The following is a 23,769-nucleotide window of genomic DNA, read 5'->3' on the forward strand; positions in this document are numbered from 1 at the left end:
AGTTTATCAACTGACGACCCGCAGCGCCTTACCGCTGAAGTATCCCAGGGCGTTTTCAGTCACCTGCCCAACGATTCGCTGCCGGGCTTCGCGACTGCCCCAGGCGTTGTGGGGAGTGACGATCAACCGTGGGACGTCGTGGGCCAGCAGCGGGTTGCCGTTGACGGGGGGCTCCATACTCAACACATCGGTGGCGGCGCCGCCCAGATGACCATTGCGTAGAGCGTCGGCCAGCGCTTGCTCATCGATCAGGCCGCCACGGGCAGTGTTGACCACAAACGCACCGGGCTTCATCGAGGCCAATTCACGGGCGCCGATGAAATGCCGGGTGTGCTCGTTGAGCGGACAGTGCAGGGTCAGCGCGTCGATCTGCGGGAGTAACTCGTCCAGTGGCAAACGGTCTGGCCGGGCAGGGCGTCCCGGAATCTGGCCCAGTAGTACGCGCATGCCGAAGGCTTCGGCCAGTCGCGCGACCGCGCCGCCCAGTTCGCCATGACCGAGCAGGCCGAGGGTTTTGCCTTCCAGTTCGACGATCGGGTAGTCCAGCAGGCAAAACTGCTTGGCCTGTTGCCAGCGTCCTTCGCCGACGGCTTTCTGATAATCCGCCAGGCGTGTTGCCAGGTTGAGCAACAACATGATCGTGTGCTGCGCCACGGACGGCGTGCCGTAACCCTGGCAATTGCACACGGTAATTCCGTGGGCGCGGGCTGCAACGAGGTCGACGTTATTGGTGCCGGTGGCGGTGATCAGGATCAGTTTCAACTCGGGGCTGGCGGCGATGGTTGCCGCATCGATCACGATCTTGTTGGTGATGGCGACCGTGGCGCCCTTGAGGTGTTCGATCACTTGATCAGGCAGCGTCTGGGCGAACAATTGCAACTCGCTGAAGCACCCGCGCAACGGGCTGAGGTCGAGATCGCCCAAGTCCAGGGACGGGTGATCGAGGAAAACGGCGCGGCGAATGTTCGTCATCAACTGTACCTTTTGTGCAATGAACTGAAGGCGTAATCTGCCCAGCCTACCAGATGAAATAAATAGTTACGTGCTGCTGAAACGCTCACAAAACCTGTGGCGAGGGAGCTTGCTCCCGCTGGGCTGCGTAGCGGCCCCAATACAGGCAACCGAGTTTTAACAGGTAAACCGCGGCTACTGGTTTACGGCTGCTTCGCAGCCGAACGGGAGCAAGCTCCCTCGCCACACGTGGTGTTTATTCTGAAAACTCATTTGATCATCCAGTCCCATAGGAGCCCTCATGTACTGGACCGAGTTCTTGACCGTTGCCCTGATTCACCTGCTGGCCGTGGCCAGTCCCGGCCCGGACTTTGCCGTGGTGGTACGTGAAAGCGTGACCCACGGTCGTCGCGCCGGCACCTGGACGGCGTTAGGCGTCGGCACGGCGATTTTCCTGCACGTGGGCTATTCGCTATTGGGTATTGGTTTGATCGTGTCCCAGTCGATCGTGCTGTTCAACGCGTTGAAATGGGCCGCTGCCGCTTATCTGCTGTACATCGGTTACAAGGCGCTGCGGGCGCAACCGGCCAAGGCTGTGGCAGATGATCTGCACAAGGAGGCCGGCGAGCGCACGGCGCGGGGTGCCTTCACTTCAGGTTTCGTGACCAATGGTCTCAACCCGAAGGCCACGTTGTTCTTCCTGTCGCTCTTCACCGTGGTGATCAACCCTCATACACCGCTGGCGGTGCAGGCCGGTTACGGGATTTACCTCGCAGCGGCGACGGCGACCTGGTTCTGCCTGGTGGCCATGCTGTTCAGCCAGCAGCGCGTGCGCGCGGGTTTCGCCCGCATGGGGCACTGGTTCGACCGGACCATGGGCGCGGTACTGATCGCCATCGGCGTGAAGCTTGCGTTTACCGAGATGCGCTGAGTCTTTTCAGCGCTGGTCGCGACACGACCCGCCGCGGCCAAAACTTGGGGGTTAGCAGGCGTCGACGGTCGACGACTGGCGTTGGCGGGCGTATTCCAGAAAACCTTCCAAATCGCTGCTGCTCAGCATCCGCGACGCAGCTTTGACGTCCTCCATGGGCCAGTCCCACCACGCGGATGCGAGTAATTGAGTGCGCACGTCTTCCTCAAATCGCCAGCGGATTTGTCGGCAGGGGTTGCCGCCCACGATAGCGTAGGGTTCGACGTCACGGGTCACTACAGCGCCTGCCGCCACCACTGCGCCATGACCAATGGTCACGCCGGACAGGATCATGACATTGGCGCAGATCCAGCAATCGCTGCCGATCACGACATCGCCCTTGGTCGGGTTGCTACCGGGAATGTCCTGGGCTTCGTCAATCATCAAGGGAAAAGGGTAGGTGCTGACCCAGTCGGTGCGATGGCCGCCACCCAACAGAATCTTCACGCCTTCGGCAATCGAGGTGTATGAGCCGACTTTCAGAATCGTATCGTCGCCGAAATCCATGACTTCCGGGATGCCGTAGGTGCCCACGCCGACTTCATGTCGCGGGTAGCGCAAGCGGATTTTCTCCGGTGCCCTTTGCAGTTTTTCCAGGCGTTTCAAGTGTTTTCTGGTTTTTCGTTCTTTGAGTTTTTCGAGAAATTTCATTGGAAAGGCCTGGAAGCAGGAAGGTTCGTAGCTGATAGCGAGTGTTTAACGATGCAGCACCAGTCGCTTCAAACGCTTGAAGCTGGTTCGATTCATGTGTCGCAAAGGAATGGAGCGCAACAGCTTCCAAGCCTCTTTCTTGTCTTCGACCACCGCGTATTTGAGGGCCTTGTTAACCAGATGGGTACGGGCGTTCTGGTAAGCGGGATGACTCAGGTAGGGTTCGATCGCCTCAAGGTCTGCCTGCAGCAGTACCTTGTATTTTTTCGATAGATTGTTGGCATGTCGGCGGTAACGGGTTACGCAGACCGGCAATTCATGGATCTCATAACCCGAGCGGGCGATCCGCAAGGTCATCTGGAAGTCCTGGACTCGCAGCTGAGGGGCATAGAAACCGGCGCTGCGCATTGCACTCATGCGATAGAGCGCCACAGGGGCACCGATCACGACGGCATGGCTGAGAATTTGATCGAAGTTGTAGGTGCGGGTATGGTCGCGCCGTTGCTGCTTGAGGGTGTTGCCATCGCTGTCCATGTAGGTGATCAGCGCACCTACACAACCGACGTTCGGATGTTTATTCAGGTAATCGGTTCGAATGCGCAGGGAATCCGGCAACATGATGTCGTCCAGATCGGGCGTCGAGACGTATTCACCCTTGGCGTAGCGCAAGCCGTGATTGAGCGCCGCGCTCACACCTTGGTTCGGCTGCGTGTACAACTGGAAGTCATAGGTTTTCTGTAGTTGCTTGAGCATTGCGACGCTGTTGTCGCTGGATCCGTCGTCGACAATGATCACTTCAAAGTTCGGATAGTCCTGTCCGAAGATGCTATGGATAGCTTGTTCCAGATACTTTTCCGCGTTGTAGCAAGGCGCCACGATAGAAACCAAGGGGGGGGGTGTCGTGGCGCAAACCAGGGGGTTGGTCGCTTCAGTGCTCATTGTTATACCAATACCGTTTTGACAACGTAGGTTTGATGGTAAAGCTCCCACCTGGAAATCCGTGTAGCAGGCTTGGCAGCAATTGACTCATGCATCGGTCGGCATTTCGTATCAATAATGGTACGAACGTGCATGCTCGCCCGTCATTTGCCAGAGAACAAGCATTGCGTCAACAAAAATGTAACGTTTTCAGTGGGAGCCGGGCTTGAGGTAAGGCACGAATTGATGGCGCAACGCTAGCATCCTTGCGGCTTAGCAAATCATTCCTTTGGCTGATTTGGCTGGCGAAAAGGCGCACTAAAGTGCACTTACTTTCAGTCACGACCGTGCAGTCAGAAAAGGGATTCTTATGTTGCAGACACGCGTTATCCCCCCAGCCGAAGGCGCTTACCAGTATCCGCTGCTGATCAAACGGCTTTTGATGTCCGGTACGCGTTATGAGAAAACCCGCGAGATCGTTTATCGCGACCAGTTGCGCTATAGCTATCCGACCCTGATCGAGCGGGTCGCTCGGCTGGCCAACGTGCTGACGGCGGCCGGGGTCAAACCCGGTGATACCGTCGCGGTCATGGATTGGGACAGTCATCGCTACCTGGAATGCATGTTTGCCATTCCAATGATCGGCGCGGTGATCCACACCATCAACGTGCGCCTGTCGCCGGAACAGATCCTCTACACCATGAATCACGCCGTGGACCGCTTCGTGCTGGTCAACAGCGAGTTCGTGGGGTTGTACAACGCGATTGCCGGGCACCTGACCACCGTCGAGAAAACCCTGCTGCTGACCGACCTGCCGGAAAAGACCGCCGACCTGCCGAATCTTGTCGGCGAGTACGAGCAACTGCTGGCAGCCGCGAGCCCGCAGTATGACTTCCAGGATTTCGACGAAAATTCGGTCGCGACCACCTTCTACACCACGGGTACCACCGGTAACCCCAAGGGCGTGTATTTCACCCATCGGCAATTGGTCCTGCACACCATGGGTGTGTCGACCATCATGGGCGCGATCGACAGCGTGCGCCTGCTGGGCACCAACGACGTCTATATGCCGATTACCCCGATGTTCCACGTGCATGCCTGGGGGTTGCCATACGTGGCGACCATGCTCGGGCTCAAGCAGGTTTATCCCGGCCGCTACGATCCGGAGCTTCTGGTGCAGTTGTGGCGCAAGGAGAAGGTCTCTTTTTCACACTGCGTACCGACCATCCTGCAAATGGTCCTCAACGCCAAGGCGGCGCAAGGCACGGACTTCGGCGGCTGGAAAATCGTGATCGGTGGCAGTGCGCTCAATCGCACACTGTACGAAGCGGCCAAGGCCAAAGGCATTCAGTTGACCGCGGCTTATGGCATGTCGGAAACCGGACCGCTGGTGTCGTGTGCGCACCTCAACGATGAGCTGATGGCCGGCACCGAAGATGAACGCACCACCTACCGGATCAAGGCCGGTGTGCCGGGGCCGCTGGTGGAAGCGGCCATCGTCGACACCGAAGGCAACTTTCTCCCTGCGGATGGCGAGACCCAGGGCGAACTGGTTCTACGTGCGCCATGGTTGACCGAAGGCTATTTCAACGAACCGCAGAAAGGCGCCGAGCTCTGGGCCGGCGGCTGGTTGCACACCGGTGACGTGGCAACGCTCGACAGCATGGGCGTGATCGACATTCGCGACCGGATCAAGGACGTGATCAAGACCGGTGGCGAGTGGATCTCCTCCCTGGACCTCGAAGACCTGATCAGTCGCCATGCGGCGGTACGCGAAGTAGCAGTGGTGGGGATCGCCGATCCACAGTGGGGCGAGCGTCCGTTTGCTTTGCTGGTGTTGCGTGAAGGCCATCAGATCGGGGCCAAAGAGCTCAAGGAACACCTCAAGCCATTCGTGGAGTTGGGGCACCTGAGCAAGTGGGCGATCCCGAGCCAGATCGCCCTTGTTACTGAAATTCCCAAGACCAGTGTCGGCAAACTCGACAAGAAGAAAATTCGTCTCGACATCACCGAGTGGCAAGCTACAAACAGCACTTTCCTTTCGACGCTTTAACCTCCCTTTGGCGTGCCCGAAAAGGCACGCCAGCCCCACCAAGCAAGCGCTTGGCTTGTCAAATCAGAATTTTCAGCCATGCTTGCCGGGCCGACGGGCGTCGGCCTGGCAAAGGACTGTTCCAGAGTGCCTGGCAGGTGCAAATCACACTTTAGAGGGATCAAGCACTACTACCTGCTGGCTATAGTCCGCTCAAGGATTTTTAAGAACGGGGCAAACGCACAAACCGGGGCGATGCAACTTTGGAATGACTTTGGGAAGCCTTGGCTCCCTGTTATCCAAGCGTTTTTAAAAGTGCTCACTGCCATAACAATAAAATGCACATGGAGTAGCGTCGATGACATCAGTAAACCAGTTCTGGCGCCGGGCGAAACTGCCTCTGGCCGTCAGTCTTGCCTCCACGCTCGCCGGGCCTGCATTCGGCGTCAGTTTCAACGTTGGTGAAATCGAAGGTCAGTTCGACTCATCCCTGTCGATCGGTGCCAGTTGGTCTACCGAAAGCGCCAACAAGAACCTCATCGGTGTCAACAACGGCGGCCGTGGCCTGTCCCAGACTTCCGATGACGGTCACCTGAACTTCAAGAGCGGTGAAACATTCTCGAAGATCTTCAAGGGCATTCATGACCTCGAGTTGAAATACGGCGACACCGGCATGTTCGTCCGTGGCAAATACTGGTACGACTTCGAACTCAAGGACGAAAGCCGTCCGTTCAAGGACATCAGCGACGATAACCGCAAGGAAGGCGCCAAATCCGCCGGCGGTCAGATCCTCGATGCCTTCGTCTATCACAACTATTCCATTGCCGATCAGCCGGGTTCCGTCCGCCTGGGCAAACAAGTCGTTAGCTGGGGTGAAAGTACTTTCATCGGTAGCGGCATCAACTCGATCAACCCGATCGACGTTTCCGCGTTCCGTCGCCCAGGCGCCGAGATCAAGGAAGGCCTGATCCCGGTCAACATGTTCTACGTGTCCCAGAGTCTCACCGACAATCTGTCGGCCGACGCTTTCTATCAGATCGAATGGGACCAGACCGTTGTCGACAACTGCGGCACCTTTTTCTCCCAGCCTGACATTGTTGCCGATGGTTGCGACAACAACCTGCGGGTGCTGAACAGCCGCTCGACGATCCCTGCCGCCGCACTGCCGACGCTGACTGCGTTGGGTGTGGACGCCAACAACGAAGGCGTGCTGGTGCGCCGTGGTCCGGACCGCGATGCGCGGGACGGCGGCCAGTGGGGCGCGTCCCTCAAGTACATGTTCGATCCGCTGGACACCGAGTTCGGTGCCTACTTCATGAACTACCACAGCCGCGCACCGATCTTCAGCGCCACGGGAGCTTCTGCAGCGACCTTCGGCCGGGTCGCCGCCCTGCCGGCACAATTGCGCGCATTGGCGCCATTGATCGTCGCCGGTAACTCGAGCTACTTCATCGAGTATCCGGAAGATATCCGCCTCTATGGCTTGAGCTTCTCCACCACCCTGCCGACAGGTACGGCGTGGAGCGGTGAGATCAGTTACCGTCCGAACGCACCGGTTCAACTTAACACCACCGATATTCTGTTCGCCGGCGTACGTCCTTTGGGCGGTGCACTGACCAACGCTTCGTTGCTCTCCGCCCCACCAGGCTCGGACCTGCACGGTTATCGCCGCAAGGAAATCACCCAGTTCCAGACCACCCTGACGCACTTCTTCGACCAGGTCATGGGCGCCAGCCGTCTGACCCTGGTGGGCGAAGTGGGCGTGACCCACGTCGGTGGTCTCGAAAGCACATCCGACGTCCGTTACGGTCGTGACCCGGTCTACGGTCCTGGCGAGTTGCCGGCTACCGGTGGCCAGAACACCTGTATCGCACTCAACCAAAGCACCATCAACGGCGCCGGTCCGGGTACGCCAACCAACAACCTCAGCCGCAATTGCAACGACGAAGGCTTCACCACGGCGACTTCGTGGGGCTATCGCGGCCGTGCGATCTGGGAATACAACGACGTATTCGCCGGTGTGAACCTCAAGCCTAACGTGGCCTGGTCCCACGATGTGGAAGGTTACTCGCCTGGCCCTGGCGGCAACTTTGAGGAAGGCCGTAAAGCGGTCAGCCTGGGTGTCGATGCCGAATACCAGAACACCTACACCGCGAGCCTGGCATACACCAACTTCTTCGACGGCAAGTACACCACCGTGGATGACCGCGACTTCGTTGCGCTCAGCTTCGGCGTGAACTTCTAAGCACTGTATTTTCAGGACGAGTACACACATGAAAATTACAAAAAGTCTGTTCCACGCCGGTGTCCTGGGGCTTTCCCTGCTGGCGACCAGCGTGATGGCAGCGGTCCCGGCCGCCGAAGCGGATAAACTGGGCAAGAGCCTGACCCCGATGGGTGCCGAGGCAGCGGGTAACGCCGACGGTTCGATCCCGGCCTGGAAACCGATGCCGAAAAACGCCGGTACGGTTGACAGCAAGGGCTTCCTGTCCGACCCGTACGCCAGTGAAAAGCCGCTGTTCACCATCACGGCGCAGAACGTCGACCAGTACAAGGACAAGCTCGCCCCAGGGCAGTACGCGATGTTCAAGCGCTACCCGGAAACCTTCAAGATGCCGGTTTACCCGTCCCATCGCGGTGCTACCGTGCCGGATGACGTGTTCGCCGCCATCAAGAAAAACGCCACCAACACCGAGCTGGTCTCCGGTGGCAACGGGCTGAAAAACTTCGAGACCGCCGTACCGTTTCCGATTCCAAAAAGTGGCGTCGAGGTTATCTGGAACCACATCACCCGCTATCGCGGTGGCAGCGTGACCCGCCTGGTGACCCAGGCCACGCCACAGGCGAACGGCTCGTTCAGCCTGGTGTATTTCCAGGATCAATTCGTGTTCCGCGACAAGATGAAGGACTACGATCCGGCCAACCCGGGCAACATTCTGTTCTATTTCAAGCAGAAGGTGACCGCGCCGGCCCGTCTGGCCGGTGGTGTATTGCTGGTGCACGAAACTCTCGACCAGGTAGCGGAACCGCGCTCGGCGTGGGTTTACAACGCCGGTCAGCGTCGCGTGCGTCGTGCGCCGCAAGTGTCCTATGACGGTCCAGGTACGGCCGCCGATGGTCTGCGTACTTCCGACAACCTCGACATGTACAACGGTGCGCCGGATCGCTACGACTGGAAACTCGAAGGCAAGAAAGAGATGTACATCGCCTCCGACAGCTACAAGCTCGACGATCCGAAGCTCAAGTACGCCGACATCATCAAGGCCGGCCACATCAACCAGGACCTGGCTCGCTACGAGCTGCGTCGAGTGTGGCATGTGGTAGCAACCCTGAAGGAAGGCCAGCGCCACATCTATGCCAAGCGTGACTTCTACATCGATGAAGACACCTGGCAAGCAGCGGTGATCGACCACTACGACGGCCGTAATCAGCTCTGGCGTGTAGCGGAAGCTCACTCCCAGAACTACTACAACGTCCAGGTGCCGTGGTACACCCTGGAAACCCTGTACGACCTGCAATCGGGCCGCTACCTGGCACTGGGCATGAAGAACGAAGAGAAGTCGGCGTATGACTTCGGCTTCACCGCCACCACCGCGGACTTCACCCCGAACGCCTTGCGTCAGGATGGTATTCGCTAAGCGCTGCAAGCCGAGGCCGCATCCTCGAAAAAACGCCCCGACTGGTTCGGGGCGTTTTTTTTGAAACTGCCTCTCTGTGGGAGCGAGCCTGCTCGCGAAGGTCGTCAACGATAACGCGTGAAGCCTGATTCCCCGCGCAGCTCTCGGTTTCTTCGCGAGCAGGCTCGCTCCCACAGGTAGTACGAGTAATTTTTGCCTAAGCGATGGTTCGTAGACTTTTTGTAGCCATTTGTAGCAATTACCTTCATTCCCTTCTCGTTTACCGCTAGTCTGCGGACATCTGCAACGCCGCCACCCGTATTTCAAACAAGAGCCGGCCATGACTGATCTGTCCCCACCACCAGGTCCTGCAAGCGTCGCCGTCGCCGCGCTGGATGGGCGCTTTTTCCGACCGCCATTGCCTGACGGCCATGTGCTGCGCCCGCGACTGTGCGAGCGCTTGAGTGCGGGGCTTGGTGGCAGGTTGCTGTTGGTCAGTGCACCGGCGGGGTTCGGTAAGAGTTCGTTGGCGGTGGAGTTCTGCCAGTCGTTGCCGGCGCATTGGCAAAGCCTGTGGCTGGGATTGAGTCCGCGGGACAGCGATCCGGGTCGATTCCTCGAACGTTTGCTCGAAGGCCTTCAGGACTATTTTCCGCAGCTGGGCAGGCAGTCCCTCGGGCTGCTGAAGATGCGTCAGCGCCACCAACCGTTTGCCTTCGAAGAATGGTTGGATGGCTTGCTCGACGAGCTTGCCGTGCACCTGTCGACCGCAACACCACTGCTGTTGGTGCTCGATGACTATCATCTGGCCCAGGGGCCGGTTCTCGACCGTTGCCTGCAATTCTTCCTCAATCACCTTCCTGATGGTTTGTTGGTGATGGTCACCAGTCGGCAGCGTCCCGACTGGCATCTGGCACGACTGCGGCTGTCGCGGCAACTGCTGGAATTGCACGAGCAGGACCTGCGCCTGACCCACGATGAGGCCTTGAGCCTGCTCGATCGGCACAGCAGCTCTTTGCGCGGCGAGGCGCTGGAAAATCTGATCCAGCGCAGTGAAGGTTGGGTGGCGGGGCTGCGCTTCTGGCTGTTGGCAGCGTCGGAGGCGGGCAGCGATGGAGCTTTGCCCCAGGCGCTCCACGGCGGGGAAGGCCTGATCCGCGATTACCTGCTTGAAGAAGTGATCGATTGCCTGCCCGCCGAGGTCCAGGCGTTTCTCTACGACACGGCACCCCAAGAGCGCTTCTGCAGCGAACTGTGCGATGCCGTTCGCGACGCCCATGACAGTGCCGAAATCCTGCGTTTTCTGGCGGCACACCAGGTATTCCTGGTGCCGCTGGACGAGCATGGTCACTGGTATCGCTACCACCATCTGTTTTCCGACTTGCTGCGTTCGCGACCTGTCGCCCAGTCGATGGTCCCGGCCGCCAGTCTGCACCTGCGCGCCTGTCGCTGGTTCAATGCCCAGGGGTTGCTCGATGAAGCGGTGGAGCAGGCGTTGCGTGCCGGGCACCTGGACGTCGCGGCAAACCTGGTGCAAAACCTGTCGGAAGAACAATTGCTGGCCGAGCAGAATGTCGGCATGTTGCTGCGCTGGAAAATGGACTTGCCCGACAGCCTGCTGATCAGCACACCACGGCTGATCGTGCTCTACAGTTGGGCGCTGGGGTTGGCCTGTCAGCTCGATGCCGCCGAGGAACTGGCCAGTCATTTGAGCCGTTTCCTGCCGGCCCCGTCAGCCACTGCGCAGAAATCGATGCTGGCGCAATGGCTGGCCTTGAGCGGGATCATTGCTCGCGGGCGCGGTAACCGCGAACTTACGCTGCGTTATTGCAGCGAAGCGCTGGCAAGTCTGCCGTGCAAGCGATACGGCCAGCGATTGATGTGCCTGTCGACCTTGTCCAACCTGGCCATTGCCGATGGTGATTTGTGGCGTGCGCGAGGATTGAACCGTGACTCCCTGGAATTGGCACAACGAGTCGGCAACCCGCTGTTCGAAGCACTGGCTCACTATGACCGCGCTCGCGTGTTGCAAGCCCGAGGGGAAATCCTGCGCTCACTGGATGAAGTCCGGCAGGGACTGCAACGCCTGCAAGGGCTGTCACCGCAGCGGCTCTATGCCGTACGTGCGCGACTGACGTTGTATGAAGGTTTTCTGCTGGCGCTGCGTCTGCAACCGCAGGCGGCGCGGGTGCGCTTGCAGGCTGGATTGAGCGAAGCGCGAGCGTGTCGCGACATCAGCGTATTGATCGGCCATTGCGTGATCGCCCGGCTTGAAGGCAGCAGCGGGGAATTCGCCAAGGCCTTTGCCGAGCTGGCCGAAGCCGAACGTCTGATGCATATCTGGGACGTGCCGCCCATTTACTATCTGGCGATGATCACCTTGGTCAAATGCGAGCTCTGGCTGGCTCAGGGTCGTATCGATCTGGCGGAAGCCTGGCTGGCACGACTGGGGCAGACCTATAACGGCGAAAAGCCGGCAGCTCCGCCGGAATTCCATCCGCAACTCCCTCTGCACATTGAATTGCAACAAGCCATGCTGGAAGTCATTCAGGACCAACCGATGCTGGCCGAGGGGCGTTTGAATGCGTTGCTCGAACACGGCCAGCAAAGCGGTCGACAGATGCTCAGTGCGATGGCACTGACGCAAAAGGTCTCGTTGTTGTTGGGCAACGGGCGCGAACCCGAAGCTCGCAAGGCCCTGAGCCAGGCGCTGGATGCCGCTGCCGGCGGCGTGCTGCAACCGTTTGAAGGGTTGTTGGCCGAGCATCCGGATTGGCTTCGCGGCCAGCTGCAAAGCGGTGCGCAGACGACTGTGTCTCAGGACCTTGCAGAAAAGCTCCCGGTACAATCGCCGCGGCTGGCGCTGGAGCCTGTTCCCGCTACCGAGCAACTCAGTTCACGTGAGTTGGCCGTCCTGCGCCTGATTGCCCAAGGCTGCTCGAATCAGGAAATAAGTGATCAGTTGTTCATCTCCCTGCACACCGTTAAAACCCACGCCAGTCATATCAACAGCAAGCTAGGGGTCGAAAGGCGTACGCAGGCGGTGGCACGGGCGAAGGAATTAGGGGTGTTAGGTTAAGGAAATCTTCACGTTACATATCCGGGCAAATAACGGGATACTCAATTGTGCGAAAATCGCTCGTTCTCCTTTATCGAGCAGGCCCTGATGTCCCAGAAACCCGCCCTTATTCGTGAAACCTTCCCCGTCGGCCCGTTGCAGTGCAACTGCACGATCATCGGCGATCCGATCACCAAAAAGGCGATTGTGGTCGATCCGGGCGGCAATCATGAGCAGATCCTTGCACGTCTCGATGCTCTGGGCCTGAAGGTGGTCAGCATCATTCACACCCATGCGCACCTCGACCACTTTCTGGCATCCGGTCAGTTGAAGGAAAAAACCGGCGCCACCTTGCACCTGCACAAAGAAGATCAATTCCTTTGGGATAATCTGGAGATGCAGTGCCAGATGTTCGGTGTTCCCTATACGCCGGTGCCGTCGCCGGATCGCTGGCTGGCCGACGATGAAGAGCTGGCTTGCGGTTGCGGTGTGGCGTTGCACACGCCGGGGCATACGCCAGGTTCCATGAGCTTCTGGTTTTCAGAGGCCAGGTTGTTGATCGCCGGTGACACCCTGTTTCGTCGCGGGGTAGGGCGCACGGATTTGTGGGGAGGCGATCAAGCGACTATCGTGCGTTCGATCAAACAGCGCCTGTATACCCTCGATGAGGAGGCGACGGTGGTGGCCGGGCATGGTCCCGACACACGCCTGGGGGATGAAATGCGTGAAAATCCCTTTGTTCGTGCGTGATTTGTAACAAGTGGAATTTTCGCCAGCCGAAACGATCCAACACCCGCAAAGGTACGATGCTTACGTGCGTTGCACCACAGAATGTAAAAAGTAGGAGCTCTTCATGTTCACCACCCGTCGTTTGATTATTGTTGCTACTGCCGTGGCGCTGTTGTCCGGTTGTGCATCGCCTAACCCTTATGACGGAAGTCAGGGACAGGCTGAGGGCGGCTCGCAAGGCATGAGCAAGACCGCGAAATACGGTGGTCTCGGCGCGCTGGCCGGTGCGCTGGCCGGCGCTGCCATCAACCACGATAACCGTGGCAAGGGTGCGCTGATCGGTGCTGCAGTGGTCGGTGCTTCCGCCGCCGGTTACGGCTATTACGCGGATCAGCAGGAGAAAAAGCTGCGTGCCAGCATGGCCAACACTGGTGTTGAAGTGCAGCGCCAGGGCGACCAGATCAAGCTGATCATGCCGGGCAACATCACGTTTGCCACCGATTCGGCGAATATCGCTTCCAGCTTCTACCAACCGCTGAATAACCTGGCGGGTTCGCTGAAAGAGTTCAACCAGAACCAGATCGAGATCGTCGGCTACACCGACAGCACTGGTAGCCGTCAGCACAACATGGACCTGTCCCAGCGTCGGGCCGAGAGTGTTGCAACTTACCTGACCTCGCAAGGCGTTAGCGGTGCCAATCTGAGCGCTCGCGGTGCTGGTCCGGATAGCCCGGTTGCCAGCAACGCTGATGTTAATGGTCGCGCACAGAACCGTCGTGTCGAGGTCAACCTTAAGGCGATTCCAGGCCAGGAGTATGGTGTTCAGCAGTAAGGCAACGTTCAGCAATACCCATAACGGCTGCCCCAATGAAAAATGCCCGATTTGAAGATCGGGCATTTTTTTGTTTGGCCTGTACTGGCCTTGTGGCGAGGGGAATACCCCCTCGCCACAAGGCATTCATCACTCCTTTAATTGGCCTCTTTCACCGCACTGAGAAACGCACAGGTACGCTCCTGTTGTGGATGCTCGAAGATCTGCGCCGGGGTACCTTGTTCGTGGATCTGCCCCTTGTAGAAGAAGCACACCCGATCGGCGAACTCCCGGGCAAAGCCCATCTGGTGCGTCACCATCAGCATCGTCAGGTTATGCTCGGCACCGAGCTTGCGGATGACATTAAGCACTTCGCCGCATAGTTCCGGGTCGAGCGCCGAGGTCACTTCGTCGAACAGCATGACTTTGGGTCGCATCGCCAAGGCCCGGGCAATCGCCACCCGTTGCTGCTGACCACCGGACAACTGCGAAGGGTAATGCCCCAGCTTGCTGCCCAGTCCGACCAGCTCCAGCAGTTCTGCCGCACGCTCGCGGGCTTCTGCGGGCTTCATGCCCAGCACCTGCACCGGCGCCTCAATGACGTTTTGCAAGGCGGTCATGTGCGGAAACAGGTTGAAACTCTGGAACACCATGCCGATCTTGCCGCGCACGCGACGGATATGCCGGTCATTGGCCGGCACCAGCACGCCGTTGCGATTGGGCATATGGGTCAGCAGATCGTCTTCGATTCGGATCACGCCGTCATCGATGCCTTCGAGCGTCATCAGCACCCGCAACAACGTGGATTTCCCCGAGCCGCTGGGTCCGATGATCGCGACTTTCTCGCCCGGCGTGACATCCAGATTCAAGTGATCGAGCACCGTGAAATTGCCATAGCTTTTGGTAACGTCCTGGAAACTGACGATCGGCTTGAGCGCTTTCGGTTGATGCATGGCCGTGGCCTCCTGCGGATGCAGCGGAGTCAGGTTGCCGCGCCGGGAAAGGTCGTTGGAAGTCGAGAGTGGAGAAGTCATTAGCGTAGCTCCAGGCGCAATTCGAGGCGCCGTACCAGATAAGCCAGGGCGATGCTCAGGGCGAGGAAAAACAGACCGACCATGGTGATCGGCTCCAGGTAGCGGAAATTCTCGGAGCCGATGTTCTTGGCCTGTTGCATGATTTCCACCACGGTAATGGCCGACAGCACCGGCGTGTCCTTGAGCATTGCCACCAGATAGTTGCCCAGCGGTGGCAGGATCGGCCGCAGGGCCTGGGGCAGGATGATGTTGCGGTAGGCACTGTACGGCGCGATGTTCAGCGCGGTGACGGCTTCCCACTGCGCCCGTGGCACAGCGTCCAGCCCGCCGCGGTAGACCTCGGCGATGTAGCAGGCGTAGTGCACGCCGATCCCGACGATCCCCACTTGCATGGCGGTCATGCTCACCCCGTAGTTGGGCAGTACGTAGTAGAGGAAGTACACCTGGATCAGCAGCGGCGTGCTGCGGATGAACTCGATCGTTCCGGCGATCGGCCACGACAGCCAGTAATGGCGGCTGCGACGGCCAATGGCGAGAAATAGTCCCAGCACGATGGCGATCAGAAAACCGATCAGGGTAATGCCCACGGTGTTGAGCGAGGCGCGCAGCAGATCGGGGAGGATCTGCCAGGCATATGTCCAGTCGAACAGGGTCATGACAGGCCTCCACGCATCCGGCCGCGCGCCAGGCGACGCTCAATGCTTCGCATGCCGAGGTTGATCGTCTGGGCCAGGATGAAATACATCACCAGCGCCAGGCTGAAAATTTCCAGGGTTTGGAACGTAGCCTGATCCAGTTGCCGGGCTCGAAAACTCAAGTCGGACAAGGTAATCAGCGATACCAGCGAGGTATTTTTCAACAGCTCGATCAGCAGATTCGTGCCAGGTGGAATGGCTGCCAACAGCGCCTGGGGCAGGATGATCCGGCGAAAACGCTTGTAGCCGCTGAAGTTGAGTGCCGTCGCCGCTTCGTACTGACCCTTGGCCACGGAGCTGATCGCACCGCGCATCACTTCAGCGCCGTACGCGCCGATGTGCAGTCCGAGCCCGACAATCGCTACGGCATAGGGGCTCAGTTCCAGATTGAACGGCGGCAGCGGTAGTACGAAAAACAGCCAGAACAGTTGCACCAGCAACGAGGTGCCGCGAAACACTTCGATGTAGGCGACCGAGAACCAGCTCAGCAGCCGCCAGTGCGACATGCGCCCGAGGGCTGCGAGTATCGCCGCGACAATCGCCAGCAGCGAGCCGAAGAAGGTCACCTGGAGCGTGACCCAGGCGCCTTGTATCAATAGCGGAAGTAATTCACCCATTGTTCACACCTGCACGGTTCAACATCCGGTTTAAGCAGGGAAATAGGCATCGCGCCAAAGCGCCATGCCTGCTTCGACTATTGAGCGCAGAGCTCGGCAGCCGTTTTGCTTGTCACGTTGGATTTGTCGAAGCCGAACGGGGCGACCGTCTTGAGGTGCTCTTCGGAGCCCAGCCACTTTTTCAGTTCGGCGTTGACCGCATCGCGCAAATCCTTATCTTCCGGGCGGAAGGCAAGGGCACCGTAGCCGGTATGCGACGGGTCGTCCTTGAATTCGGTGACCGCTTCGACCTTCTCGCCGCCCTTGGCGGCCAGGCCTTTCATGGTCAGCTGAGTGCCCACGGCGGCATCGGCGCGACCGGCGCGCACGGCTTGCAACTGGGCGGTGGTGTCCGGCACCTGAAGGATCTGCGCATCTTTCACGCCCGAATCCCGTGCGTATTTCAGGTTGACCGTACCGGCCATGATCGCCAGTTTCACATCCGGGTTTTTGGCGATGTCTTCATAGCTGTGAAGATTTTTCGGGTTGCCTTTGGCGGTGAGGAGGGCGTCGGGCAGTTGGTACTGTGGATCGGTGAAGATCACCTGCTTGCAGCGTTCGGGGGTGATGTACATGCCGGCGGCGATGACATCAAAACGCCCGGCGCGCAAGCCCGGGATCAACGAGCCCCACTCGGTCAAAATGCCGTCGACTTGCTTGATGCCCATTTTGGCGAAAATGACTTTGGCGATTTCCGGCGATTCACCGGTCACGCGACCGTCGGTTTCGGTAAAGGCAAACGGGGTTTCGTTGGCGTAACCGATACGGATATTGCTGTTTTTCGTGATGGTTTCCAGCGTCGTGGCGGCGTGGGCGCCGGCGGTCAGGCCGAATATCGCGCAAGCCACGAACAGATGACGTAAAGCATGTGAACTGCGGAGAAGGGAATTGCTCATCGATAAAATCTCCTGTTTCTTGTGGACCCGTCGTTGACGGCTCTGTGTTAGGAGGCAGTGTGACAAGAGCAAAGCGTACGAGCGCTGATACCTGTTGAACCCAGGCGTGCAGATACAGTTCAAGTACAGATCGATTGGTTGTTGTTGGCGGCGAGTTCTGTCGCCTGTACATCGACCTTGGACCGAGCATACAAAAGCCCTGCACTACATTGCATTGCACTAGGACAATTGATTTGCGCCAGTTCTCGCGGGATGCTGTCGGCACTGGCAAACACGCGGGTTCGACGCCGATGGACAAGTGGAAAGCAGCACTGGAAATCGCCCGCAGCGGCGAATCGAAATACAAGATCCTCGTCCAGGCAATCGCCGACGACATCGAGCAGGGTGTGTTGGCCAACGACCAGCGCCTGCCACCGCAACGCAATGTCGCCGATGCCATGGGTATCAGTGTGCAAACCGTCACCAATGCTTATAAGGAGCTGGAGCGCCAGGGGCTGGTGCGTTGCGAAGTGGGGCGCGGCAGTTTTGTCTCGCGGCGCATGAGTGACCGCGTAGCCACTTACATTCTCGATAGCCCTGAACGGGCGCTGGTGGATTTTTCCATCACGCGGATCCTGCACACCCGCGAGCACGACCAGTTCTGGCGGGACACCTGCCGCGAGTTGAGCATCGAAGAGGATCAACCGTGGATTCACGCCTTCCGCCCGATTGCCGGTTTCGAAACTCACCGTGAAGCAGCGATGCACTGGATCAGGCGCCAGGGGTTGAAAGTCGAGCGCGACGATATCCTGATTACCAATGGAGCTGCCCACGGCATCTTCCTCGCCCTGGCATCACTGGCCGGCCCCGATGATGTGGTGCTTTGTGAGGGGCTCACCGACCACGGCGTTATCGGCAACTCCCAGGTCCTGGGTTTTACCCTCAAGGGGCTGGAGATGGATCGCTATGGCATTGACCCGGAACATTTTGAAGACATGTGCAGCAACGAGCGCATCACGGCGCTGGTCTGCACACCGAACCTGAACAACCCGACCACCAGCCTAATGCCGGACAGCCGACGGCGGGAGATTGCCGAAATCGCCCGGCGTTTTGGCGTACACATCATCGAAGACGACGTGTACGGTCCCCTGCTCGACGAGCACCGCGCACCGCCGATCAGCCATTACCTGCCGGAGCTTTCGTTCTATTGCACCAGCATGACCAAGTCGGTGCTCACCGGTTTGCGAGTGGGGTATCTGGTGGTACCCAAGCGTCTGGCGCTGCGTACCGAAAGCATTTTGCGGGTCAACAGCTGGATGGCCACGCCCATGGTTTCGGAAATTGCCGCACGCTGGATTCGTGACGGGCGCGCCGATGCGTTGGTGGGTTTGCAACGCCAATTGTTAGCCGGGCGACAGGCGATGGTCACTGAGTATCTGGAGGAGTACGTGCTGGCGCAGCATCCTCATTCGCTCAACGCCTGGATCGGCATTCCGGCCCATTGGGAAGTTGACGGCCTGGTGCGCACGTTGCGCCACAAACACATCGCGGTGACATCCCCCGACCCGTTCACTGTCCGCGGTACGCCCAAGCCACGGGCGGTGCGTGTGTGTGTCGGGGCCGAATGCAGCGATGATGAAATGCGCGAGGCCTTGATCGGCATGCGCGAAATCTTCAGCCAGTACCCGCAAATCCACGACTTTTGAGCGGAGAAAAAGACGTCGAAAAAATTGTCGACTAAATTGCCCTAGTACATTCAGAGTGACAATCCTGTCCTCTTAGACTGCGCCCAATACCTCATCGGGATGCGGTCATGACAGTGCTTCAGCTCAACGATGTCTACCTCGCCCGCCAGCGTATCGAACGGCTGGTGCGGCGCACGCCCATGGAACAATCGTCCAGTCTGTCCCGATTGTTGGGCGTGCCTGTCTACCTCAAGCTCGAATCCCAGCAGATCACCGGCAGCTTCAAGTTGCGCGGTGCGAGCAATGCCGTGGCGCAACTCACCGCCGAACAAAAGGCCTTGGGTGTCGTCGCAGCGTCCACTGGCAATCATGGGCGGGCGCTGGCGTATGCCGCTTCCCGACAAGGCGTGAAGGCGACGATCTGTCTGTCGCAGTTGGTCCCGGGAAACAAGGTGCAGGCGATTCGCGACCTTGGCGCTCAAGTGTGCATCGTTGGCCAATCCCAGGATGACGCCCAGCGCGAAGCCGAGCGGATTGCCGTTGAGCAGGGCGCGGTCCTGCTTCCGCCGTTCGATCACCCGGCAATCATTGCCGGGCAGGGCACGCTGGGATTGGAGATCCTTGAACAACAGCCGGACGTCGCCCAGGTGCTGGTGCCGTTGTCCGGTGGCGGTCTGTTTGCCGGTGTGGCACTGGCGCTGAAAACGGTCAACCCGCGCATCGTCACGCACGGCATCAGCATGCAGCGTGGCGCGGCAATGCACGCCAGCCTCGCCGCGGGCCACCCAGTGGAAGTCGAAGAGCTGTCGACCCTTGCCGACTCCCTCGGCGGTGGTATCGGCCTGGATAACCGTTACACCTTCAGCATGACCCGCGACACCTGCGATCACTTGCACCTGCTCAGCGAAGCCTCCATCGCCAACGCCATCCGTCATGCCTACCGCGAAGAACGCCAGGTCCTGGAAGGCGCGGCCGCCGTGGGGATCGCCGCGCTGCTCGATGGCTTGATCGAGCCTCGTGGCCCGATTGTGGTGGTGGTCAGCGGGCGCAACGTCGACATCGATCAGCATCTGCGTGTGCTGACCGGCCTTGATGCGTGAAACCCGACAATAACGACCCAAAGGAGCGCCGCGTTAATGAGTGAAATCACCTTGTTGAGCGAAGCTGATCTGCGCGCCTGTGTGGCGCTGGATTTGCCCAGCATCGAAGCCATCCAGCAAGCCTTCGTATTGCTGGCCACCGCTGCCGTGGCGATGCCGCCGATCCTGCGCCTGGACATTCCTGAGCACAACGGCGAAGTGGACGTGAAGACCGCCTACCTGCCAGGCCTTGCGCGCTTTGCGATCAAGGTCAGCCCGGGTTTTTTCGACAATCCTAAACTCGGTCTGCCCAGCCTCAACGGCATGATGATGCTGCTGTCGGCGCGCACCGGTCTGCTCGATGCCTTGCTCTTGGATAATGGCTACCTGACGGCGGTGCGTACGGCGGCCGCCGGGGCCGTGGCGGCACGGGCATTGTCACGATCCGACAGCCGCAGCGTGGCGCTGATCGGCGCCGGTGAGCAGGCAGCACTGCAGTTGCAGGCCCTGCGCCTGGTGCGGCCGATCGACAGCGTGCGGGTCTGGGCACGGGACTCGGCCAAGGCTCAAGCCTTTAGTGTGGAACTGGCGCGCGATAGCGGTCTTGCCGTCAAACCCTGCGACAGCATCGATGAGGCCATGGCCGAAGTCGATATCGCCATCACTTGCACGCCCAGTCGTGAGCCCCTGATCGATGTGCGCCATTTGCACCCCGGCCTGCACATCACCGCCATGGGCTCGGACGCCGAGCACAAGAACGAAATTTCCCCACAGGCGCTGGCGCAGGTCGACCGCTACGTGGCGGATCGCCTGAGCCAGACCCGTATCCTCGGCGAGTTGCATCACGCCCTCGTGGCCGGCGTCGTTCGCGACGAGTCGAATTTCGCCGAACTGGGCCAGGTATTGGCCGGTCAGCGACCCGGTCGCACGGACGCTACGCAGGTCACCCTGTGCGACCTCACAGGGACCGGTGCCCAGGACACAGCCATGGCCAATCTCGCGTTCGAGCGTGCGCGTTCGGCCGGCAAGGGTTTTCAGTTCGCCAGCTAACCGATTTTTTTCATCCGCGCGTCATTTATCCGGCTTCATCTCAGAGAGGGCATGTGCATGTCTCAGATAGTCGTCAATCTTCCGTTTACGCGAGAGGAATACGCCCAGCGCCTGGCCAAGGTGCGAGTGGCCATGCAGGCCCAGGGCATCGAGTTGCTGCTGGTCACCGATCCGTCGAACATGGCCTGGCTGACCGGTTACGACGGTTGGTCGTTTTACGTTCACCAATGCGTGCTGCTAGCCCTGGATGGCGAACCAATCTGGTTCGGTCGCGGCCAGGACGCCAACGGTGCCAAGCGCACGGTGTTCATGCAGCAGGAGAACATCGTTGGCTACCCGGACATCTACGTGCAGTCCCGGGAACGTCATCCCATGGATTACCTGTCGCGGGAAGTGATCGGTGCCAGGGGCTGGGACGCACTGACCATCGGCGTGGAGATGGATAACTATTACTTCAGCGCCGCCGCCTATTTGTCGCTGCAGAAAAACCTGCCAAAGGCCCGGCTGATCGACGCGGTCGGGCTGGTGAACTGGCAGCGGGCGGTCAAGTCACCGCAGGAAATCGCCTACATGCGCATCGCCGCACGTATCGTGGAAAACATGCACGGGCGGATTCTCGAACGGATCGAACCGGGCATGCGCAAAAACGAGCTGGTGGCCGAGATCTACAGCAGCGGCATTCTGGGGGCCGACGGCCATGGCGGCGATTATCCGGCCATCGTGCCGTTGCTGCCCACCGGTGCCGATGCCAGCGCGCCACACCTGACCTGGGACGATACGCCGTTCGAAAAGGGCGCCGGCACCTTCTTCGAGATCGCCGGTTGCTACAAGCGCTATCACTGCCCGTTGTCGCGCACAGTCTATCTGGGCAAACCGCCACAGCATTTTCTCGATGGCGAAAAAGCCGTGGTCGAAGGCATCGAGGCCGGACTGGAAGCGGCCAGGCCTGGCAACACCACCGGTGATATTGCCGTGGCGTTTTTCAAGGTGCTGGAGAAGTTCGGCATTCACAAGGACAGTCGTTGCGGCTACCCGATCGGGATCAGTTATCCGCCGGACTGGGGCGAGCGCACCATGAGCCTGCGTCCCGGCGACACCAGTGTGTTGCAACCGGGCATGACGTTCCACTTCATGCCGGGCCTGTGGATGGACGATTGGGGGCTGGAAATCACCGAAAGCATTTTGATCACCGACAACGGCGTGGAAACGCTGTGCAACGTGCCACGCCAACTGTTCGTGAAGGATTGAACCATGAGCGATCTGCCTGCTAACCCGATCAGCGCCACGGTGGATTTAAATCGTGAAGGCGTGCAGCACGGTTTTCTCAAGCTGCCGTATTCCCGGGACGATTCCGCCTGGGGCGCGGTGATGATTCCTGTCACGGTCATTGCGCGGGGAGAAGGCCCGACCGCGCTCCTCACCGGCGGTAACCACGGTGACGAATACGAGGGACCGGTGGCCCTGAGCAAACTGGCCCAGGGCCTGACGGCCGCCGAGGTTAGCGGGCGGGTCATCATCGTGCCGTTCATGAACACGCCTGCGTTCCATGCCGGTCGGCGCACGTCGCCCATCGACAAGGGCAACCTCAACCGTAGTTTTCCTGGAAAACCCGACGGCACGGTGACAGAGAAGATCGCCGACTATTTCACCCGCACCTTGCTGCCACTGGCCGACATCGTGCTGGATATCCATTCCGGCGGGCGCACCCTGGACTTTCTGCCGTTCGCGGCTTGCCATGTGCTGCCGGACAAGCAGCAGCAGGCGCGTTGCGAAGCTGGCATGCGCGCGTTCAATGCGCCGTACAGTATGCGCATGCTGGAGCTGGATGCCGGGGCGATGTATGACACCGCTGCCGAGTCCCAGGGCAAGGTATTCGTCACCACTGAGTTGGGCGGTGGCGGCTCGTCCACCGCGCGCAGTGTGGCGATTGCCGAGCGGGGCGTGCGCAACCTGCTGGTGCATGCCGGGATTCTCCAGGGTGAGGTACAGACAGCGCCGTCGGTCATGCTAGACATGCCCGACGGTGATTGCTTCATTGCCAGTGAGCATGACGGTTTGCTGGAAATGTGCCGCGATCTGGGCGACACCGTGGACAAGGGCGAAGTGATCGCCCGGGTCTACGATACGACCCGCAGCGGTGTCGCCCCGGTGGAGTATCGCGCGGCGCGCGGCGGCCTGCTGGCGGCGCGGCACTTTCCGGGATTAGTGCGGTGCGGCGATACCCTTGCGGTGATCGCCGACGTTTTGCAGTAACACAAAGCTCTCCTGTGGGAGCGAGCCTGCTCGCGAAGAGGGTGTATCAGTCAACATCGATGGAGCCAGATGCACCGCTTTCGCGAGCAGGCTCGCTCCCACAGGTTTTCCCCTATTTCAGGAGCTTCTCGGCCCATGCATAAACTCGATCGCTATGACCTGAAAATCCTGCGGATCCTCGCTGAAGACGGGCGTATCACCAAGTCGAGCCTGGCCGAGGCGATCAATCTGTCGGTGACCCCGGCATGGGAGCGCGTTCGCAAACTCGAAAGCCTCGGCTTGATCAAGGGCTACCGGGCGCAGATCGATTGGGGGGCAGTGTTCAAGAGCCAGCAGGTGCTGGTGGAAATCACCCTGGCCCGGCACACCGCCCAGGATATGCGGCGCTTCGAACAGCGGATGAATGACGCGCCACAAGTGGCCTTCTGTTACGCCACCGGCGGTGGCGTCGATTACATGGCGATGATCCAGGCACCGGACATCGACCACTACCAGCGTTTCATCGACCAACTCCTGCTCGATGACCTGGGCATCGAGCGCTACTTCACCTACATCGTTACCAAAACCATCAAAACCGCCGGCGCCTTGCCGGCTGAGTTGTTGCAGGAGTCCTGATTCCCGGATCACGGCATATCAAACTGTGGGGGGGGGGGGGGGGGGGAGAAAGGGGTGTCCTGTTTTCCCTGTTTTTTGGCTGTTTGCCAT

At 59.6% G+C, this 23,769-nt stretch carries 20 protein-coding genes; 13 read left to right on the forward strand and 7 right to left on the reverse strand.

Annotated features, from left to right (window positions below; genetic code table 11):
* Window positions 1-6: 6 nt before the first annotated feature.
* Window positions 7-972: a 2-hydroxyacid dehydrogenase gene (locus ACSFE6_RS04570; protein ID WP_435426466.1), complete on the reverse strand. Its 966-nt coding sequence runs from the start codon at window positions 970-972 to the stop codon at window positions 7-9.
* Window positions 973-1,252: 280 nt separating this feature from the next.
* On the opposite strand from ACSFE6_RS04570, the gene ACSFE6_RS04575 reads away from it, so the two are divergent.
* Window positions 1,253-1,882, forward strand: coding sequence for a LysE family translocator (locus ACSFE6_RS04575; RefSeq protein ID WP_435426467.1), 630 nt, complete (start codon window positions 1,253-1,255; stop codon window positions 1,880-1,882).
* A 51-nt stretch (window positions 1,883-1,933) separates the two neighbouring features.
* On the opposite strand, the gene ACSFE6_RS04580 is transcribed toward ACSFE6_RS04575, so the two are convergent.
* Both ACSFE6_RS04580 and ACSFE6_RS04585 read right to left on the reverse strand, forming a co-directional pair.
* Window positions 1,934-2,572 carry a CatB-related O-acetyltransferase gene (locus tag ACSFE6_RS04580; RefSeq protein ID WP_435426468.1) on the reverse strand — a complete coding sequence of 213 codons (639 nt, stop codon included), beginning with the start codon at window positions 2,570-2,572 and terminating at the stop codon, window positions 1,934-1,936.
* A 45-nt stretch (window positions 2,573-2,617) separates the two neighbouring features.
* Complete coding sequence (locus ACSFE6_RS04585; RefSeq protein WP_435426469.1) at window positions 2,618-3,511, reverse strand: glycosyltransferase family 2 protein; 894 nt, start codon at window positions 3,509-3,511, stop codon at window positions 2,618-2,620.
* A gap of 349 nt (window positions 3,512-3,860) precedes the next feature.
* On the opposite strand from ACSFE6_RS04585, the gene ACSFE6_RS04590 reads away from it, so the two are divergent.
* The 6 genes from ACSFE6_RS04590 (at window position 3,861) to ACSFE6_RS04615 (ending at window position 13,758) form a co-directional block, all read left to right on the forward strand.
* Window positions 3,861-5,543 carry a fatty acid--CoA ligase gene (locus ACSFE6_RS04590; protein WP_435426470.1) on the forward strand — a complete coding sequence of 561 codons (1,683 nt, stop codon included), beginning with the start codon at window positions 3,861-3,863 and terminating at the stop codon, window positions 5,541-5,543.
* A 337-nt stretch (window positions 5,544-5,880) separates the two neighbouring features.
* Window positions 5,881-7,767 carry a DUF1302 domain-containing protein gene (locus ACSFE6_RS04595; protein WP_435426471.1) on the forward strand — a complete coding sequence of 629 codons (1,887 nt, stop codon included), beginning with the start codon at window positions 5,881-5,883 and terminating at the stop codon, window positions 7,765-7,767.
* Window positions 7,768-7,795: 28 nt separating this feature from the next.
* Window positions 7,796-9,160: a DUF1329 domain-containing protein gene (locus tag ACSFE6_RS04600; RefSeq protein WP_435426472.1), complete on the forward strand. Its 1,365-nt coding sequence runs from the start codon at window positions 7,796-7,798 to the stop codon at window positions 9,158-9,160.
* A gap of 319 nt (window positions 9,161-9,479) precedes the next feature.
* Window positions 9,480-12,218 (forward strand): LuxR C-terminal-related transcriptional regulator, encoded by a 2,739-nt coding sequence (locus ACSFE6_RS04605; RefSeq protein WP_435426473.1) that lies wholly within the window; start codon window positions 9,480-9,482, stop codon window positions 12,216-12,218.
* An 87-nt stretch (window positions 12,219-12,305) separates the two neighbouring features.
* Window positions 12,306-12,947, forward strand: a complete 642-nt coding sequence (locus tag ACSFE6_RS04610; protein WP_435426474.1) for an MBL fold metallo-hydrolase — start codon at window positions 12,306-12,308, stop codon at window positions 12,945-12,947.
* 103 nt (window positions 12,948-13,050) lie between these two features.
* Window positions 13,051-13,758 (forward strand): OmpA family protein, encoded by a 708-nt coding sequence (locus ACSFE6_RS04615; protein ID WP_435426475.1) that lies wholly within the window; start codon window positions 13,051-13,053, stop codon window positions 13,756-13,758.
* 137 nt (window positions 13,759-13,895) lie between these two features.
* On the opposite strand, the gene ehuA is transcribed toward ACSFE6_RS04615, so the two are convergent.
* The 4 genes from ehuA to ehuB form a co-directional block, all read right to left on the reverse strand.
* Complete coding sequence (ehuA, locus tag ACSFE6_RS04620; protein WP_435426476.1) at window positions 13,896-14,771, reverse strand: ectoine/hydroxyectoine ABC transporter ATP-binding protein EhuA; 876 nt, start codon at window positions 14,769-14,771, stop codon at window positions 13,896-13,898.
* Window positions 14,771-15,427: an ectoine/hydroxyectoine ABC transporter permease subunit EhuD gene (gene ehuD, locus ACSFE6_RS04625; RefSeq protein WP_435426477.1), complete on the reverse strand. Its 657-nt coding sequence runs from the start codon at window positions 15,425-15,427 to the stop codon at window positions 14,771-14,773. The genes ehuA and ehuD overlap by 1 nt, the downstream gene beginning before the upstream one ends.
* A complete protein-coding gene (gene ehuC / locus ACSFE6_RS04630; RefSeq protein WP_435426478.1) occupies window positions 15,424-16,083 on the reverse strand; it encodes an ectoine/hydroxyectoine ABC transporter permease subunit EhuC in 660 nt (219 codons plus the stop codon). The genes ehuD and ehuC overlap by 4 nt, the downstream gene beginning before the upstream one ends.
* A 77-nt stretch (window positions 16,084-16,160) precedes the next feature.
* Window positions 16,161-17,018, reverse strand: a complete 858-nt coding sequence (gene ehuB, locus ACSFE6_RS04635) for an ectoine/hydroxyectoine ABC transporter substrate-binding protein EhuB (protein WP_435426479.1) — start codon at window positions 17,016-17,018, stop codon at window positions 16,161-16,163.
* Window positions 17,019-17,308: 290 nt separating this feature from the next.
* On the opposite strand from ehuB, the gene ACSFE6_RS04640 reads away from it, so the two are divergent.
* From ACSFE6_RS04640 to ACSFE6_RS04665, 6 genes are all read left to right on the forward strand, one after another.
* Window positions 17,309-18,703 carry a PLP-dependent aminotransferase family protein gene (locus ACSFE6_RS04640; protein WP_435426487.1) on the forward strand — a complete coding sequence of 465 codons (1,395 nt, stop codon included), beginning with the start codon at window positions 17,309-17,311 and terminating at the stop codon, window positions 18,701-18,703.
* Between the two features lie 107 nt (window positions 18,704-18,810).
* Window positions 18,811-19,782, forward strand: a complete 972-nt coding sequence (gene eutB / locus ACSFE6_RS04645; RefSeq protein WP_435426480.1) for a hydroxyectoine utilization dehydratase EutB — start codon at window positions 18,811-18,813, stop codon at window positions 19,780-19,782.
* 36 nt (window positions 19,783-19,818) lie between these two features.
* Window positions 19,819-20,811, forward strand: coding sequence for an ectoine utilization protein EutC (gene eutC / locus ACSFE6_RS04650; RefSeq protein ID WP_435426481.1), 993 nt, complete (start codon window positions 19,819-19,821; stop codon window positions 20,809-20,811).
* A 57-nt stretch (window positions 20,812-20,868) separates the two neighbouring features.
* Window positions 20,869-22,059, forward strand: coding sequence for an ectoine hydrolase DoeA (doeA, locus tag ACSFE6_RS04655; RefSeq protein ID WP_435426482.1), 1,191 nt, complete (start codon window positions 20,869-20,871; stop codon window positions 22,057-22,059).
* 3 nt (window positions 22,060-22,062) lie between these two features.
* Window positions 22,063-23,064 carry a N(2)-acetyl-L-2,4-diaminobutanoate deacetylase DoeB gene (doeB, locus tag ACSFE6_RS04660; RefSeq protein WP_435426483.1) on the forward strand — a complete coding sequence of 334 codons (1,002 nt, stop codon included), beginning with the start codon at window positions 22,063-22,065 and terminating at the stop codon, window positions 23,062-23,064.
* Window positions 23,065-23,199: 135 nt separating this feature from the next.
* Entirely contained in the window at window positions 23,200-23,679 is a 480-nt protein-coding gene (locus ACSFE6_RS04665) for an Lrp/AsnC family transcriptional regulator (protein ID WP_435426484.1), read from the forward strand.
* Window positions 23,680-23,769 lie beyond the last annotated feature (90 nt).

This window comes from Pseudomonas baetica, from assembly GCF_051216495.1.
Taxonomy (GTDB): domain Bacteria; phylum Pseudomonadota; class Gammaproteobacteria; order Pseudomonadales; family Pseudomonadaceae; genus Aquipseudomonas; species Aquipseudomonas baetica_B.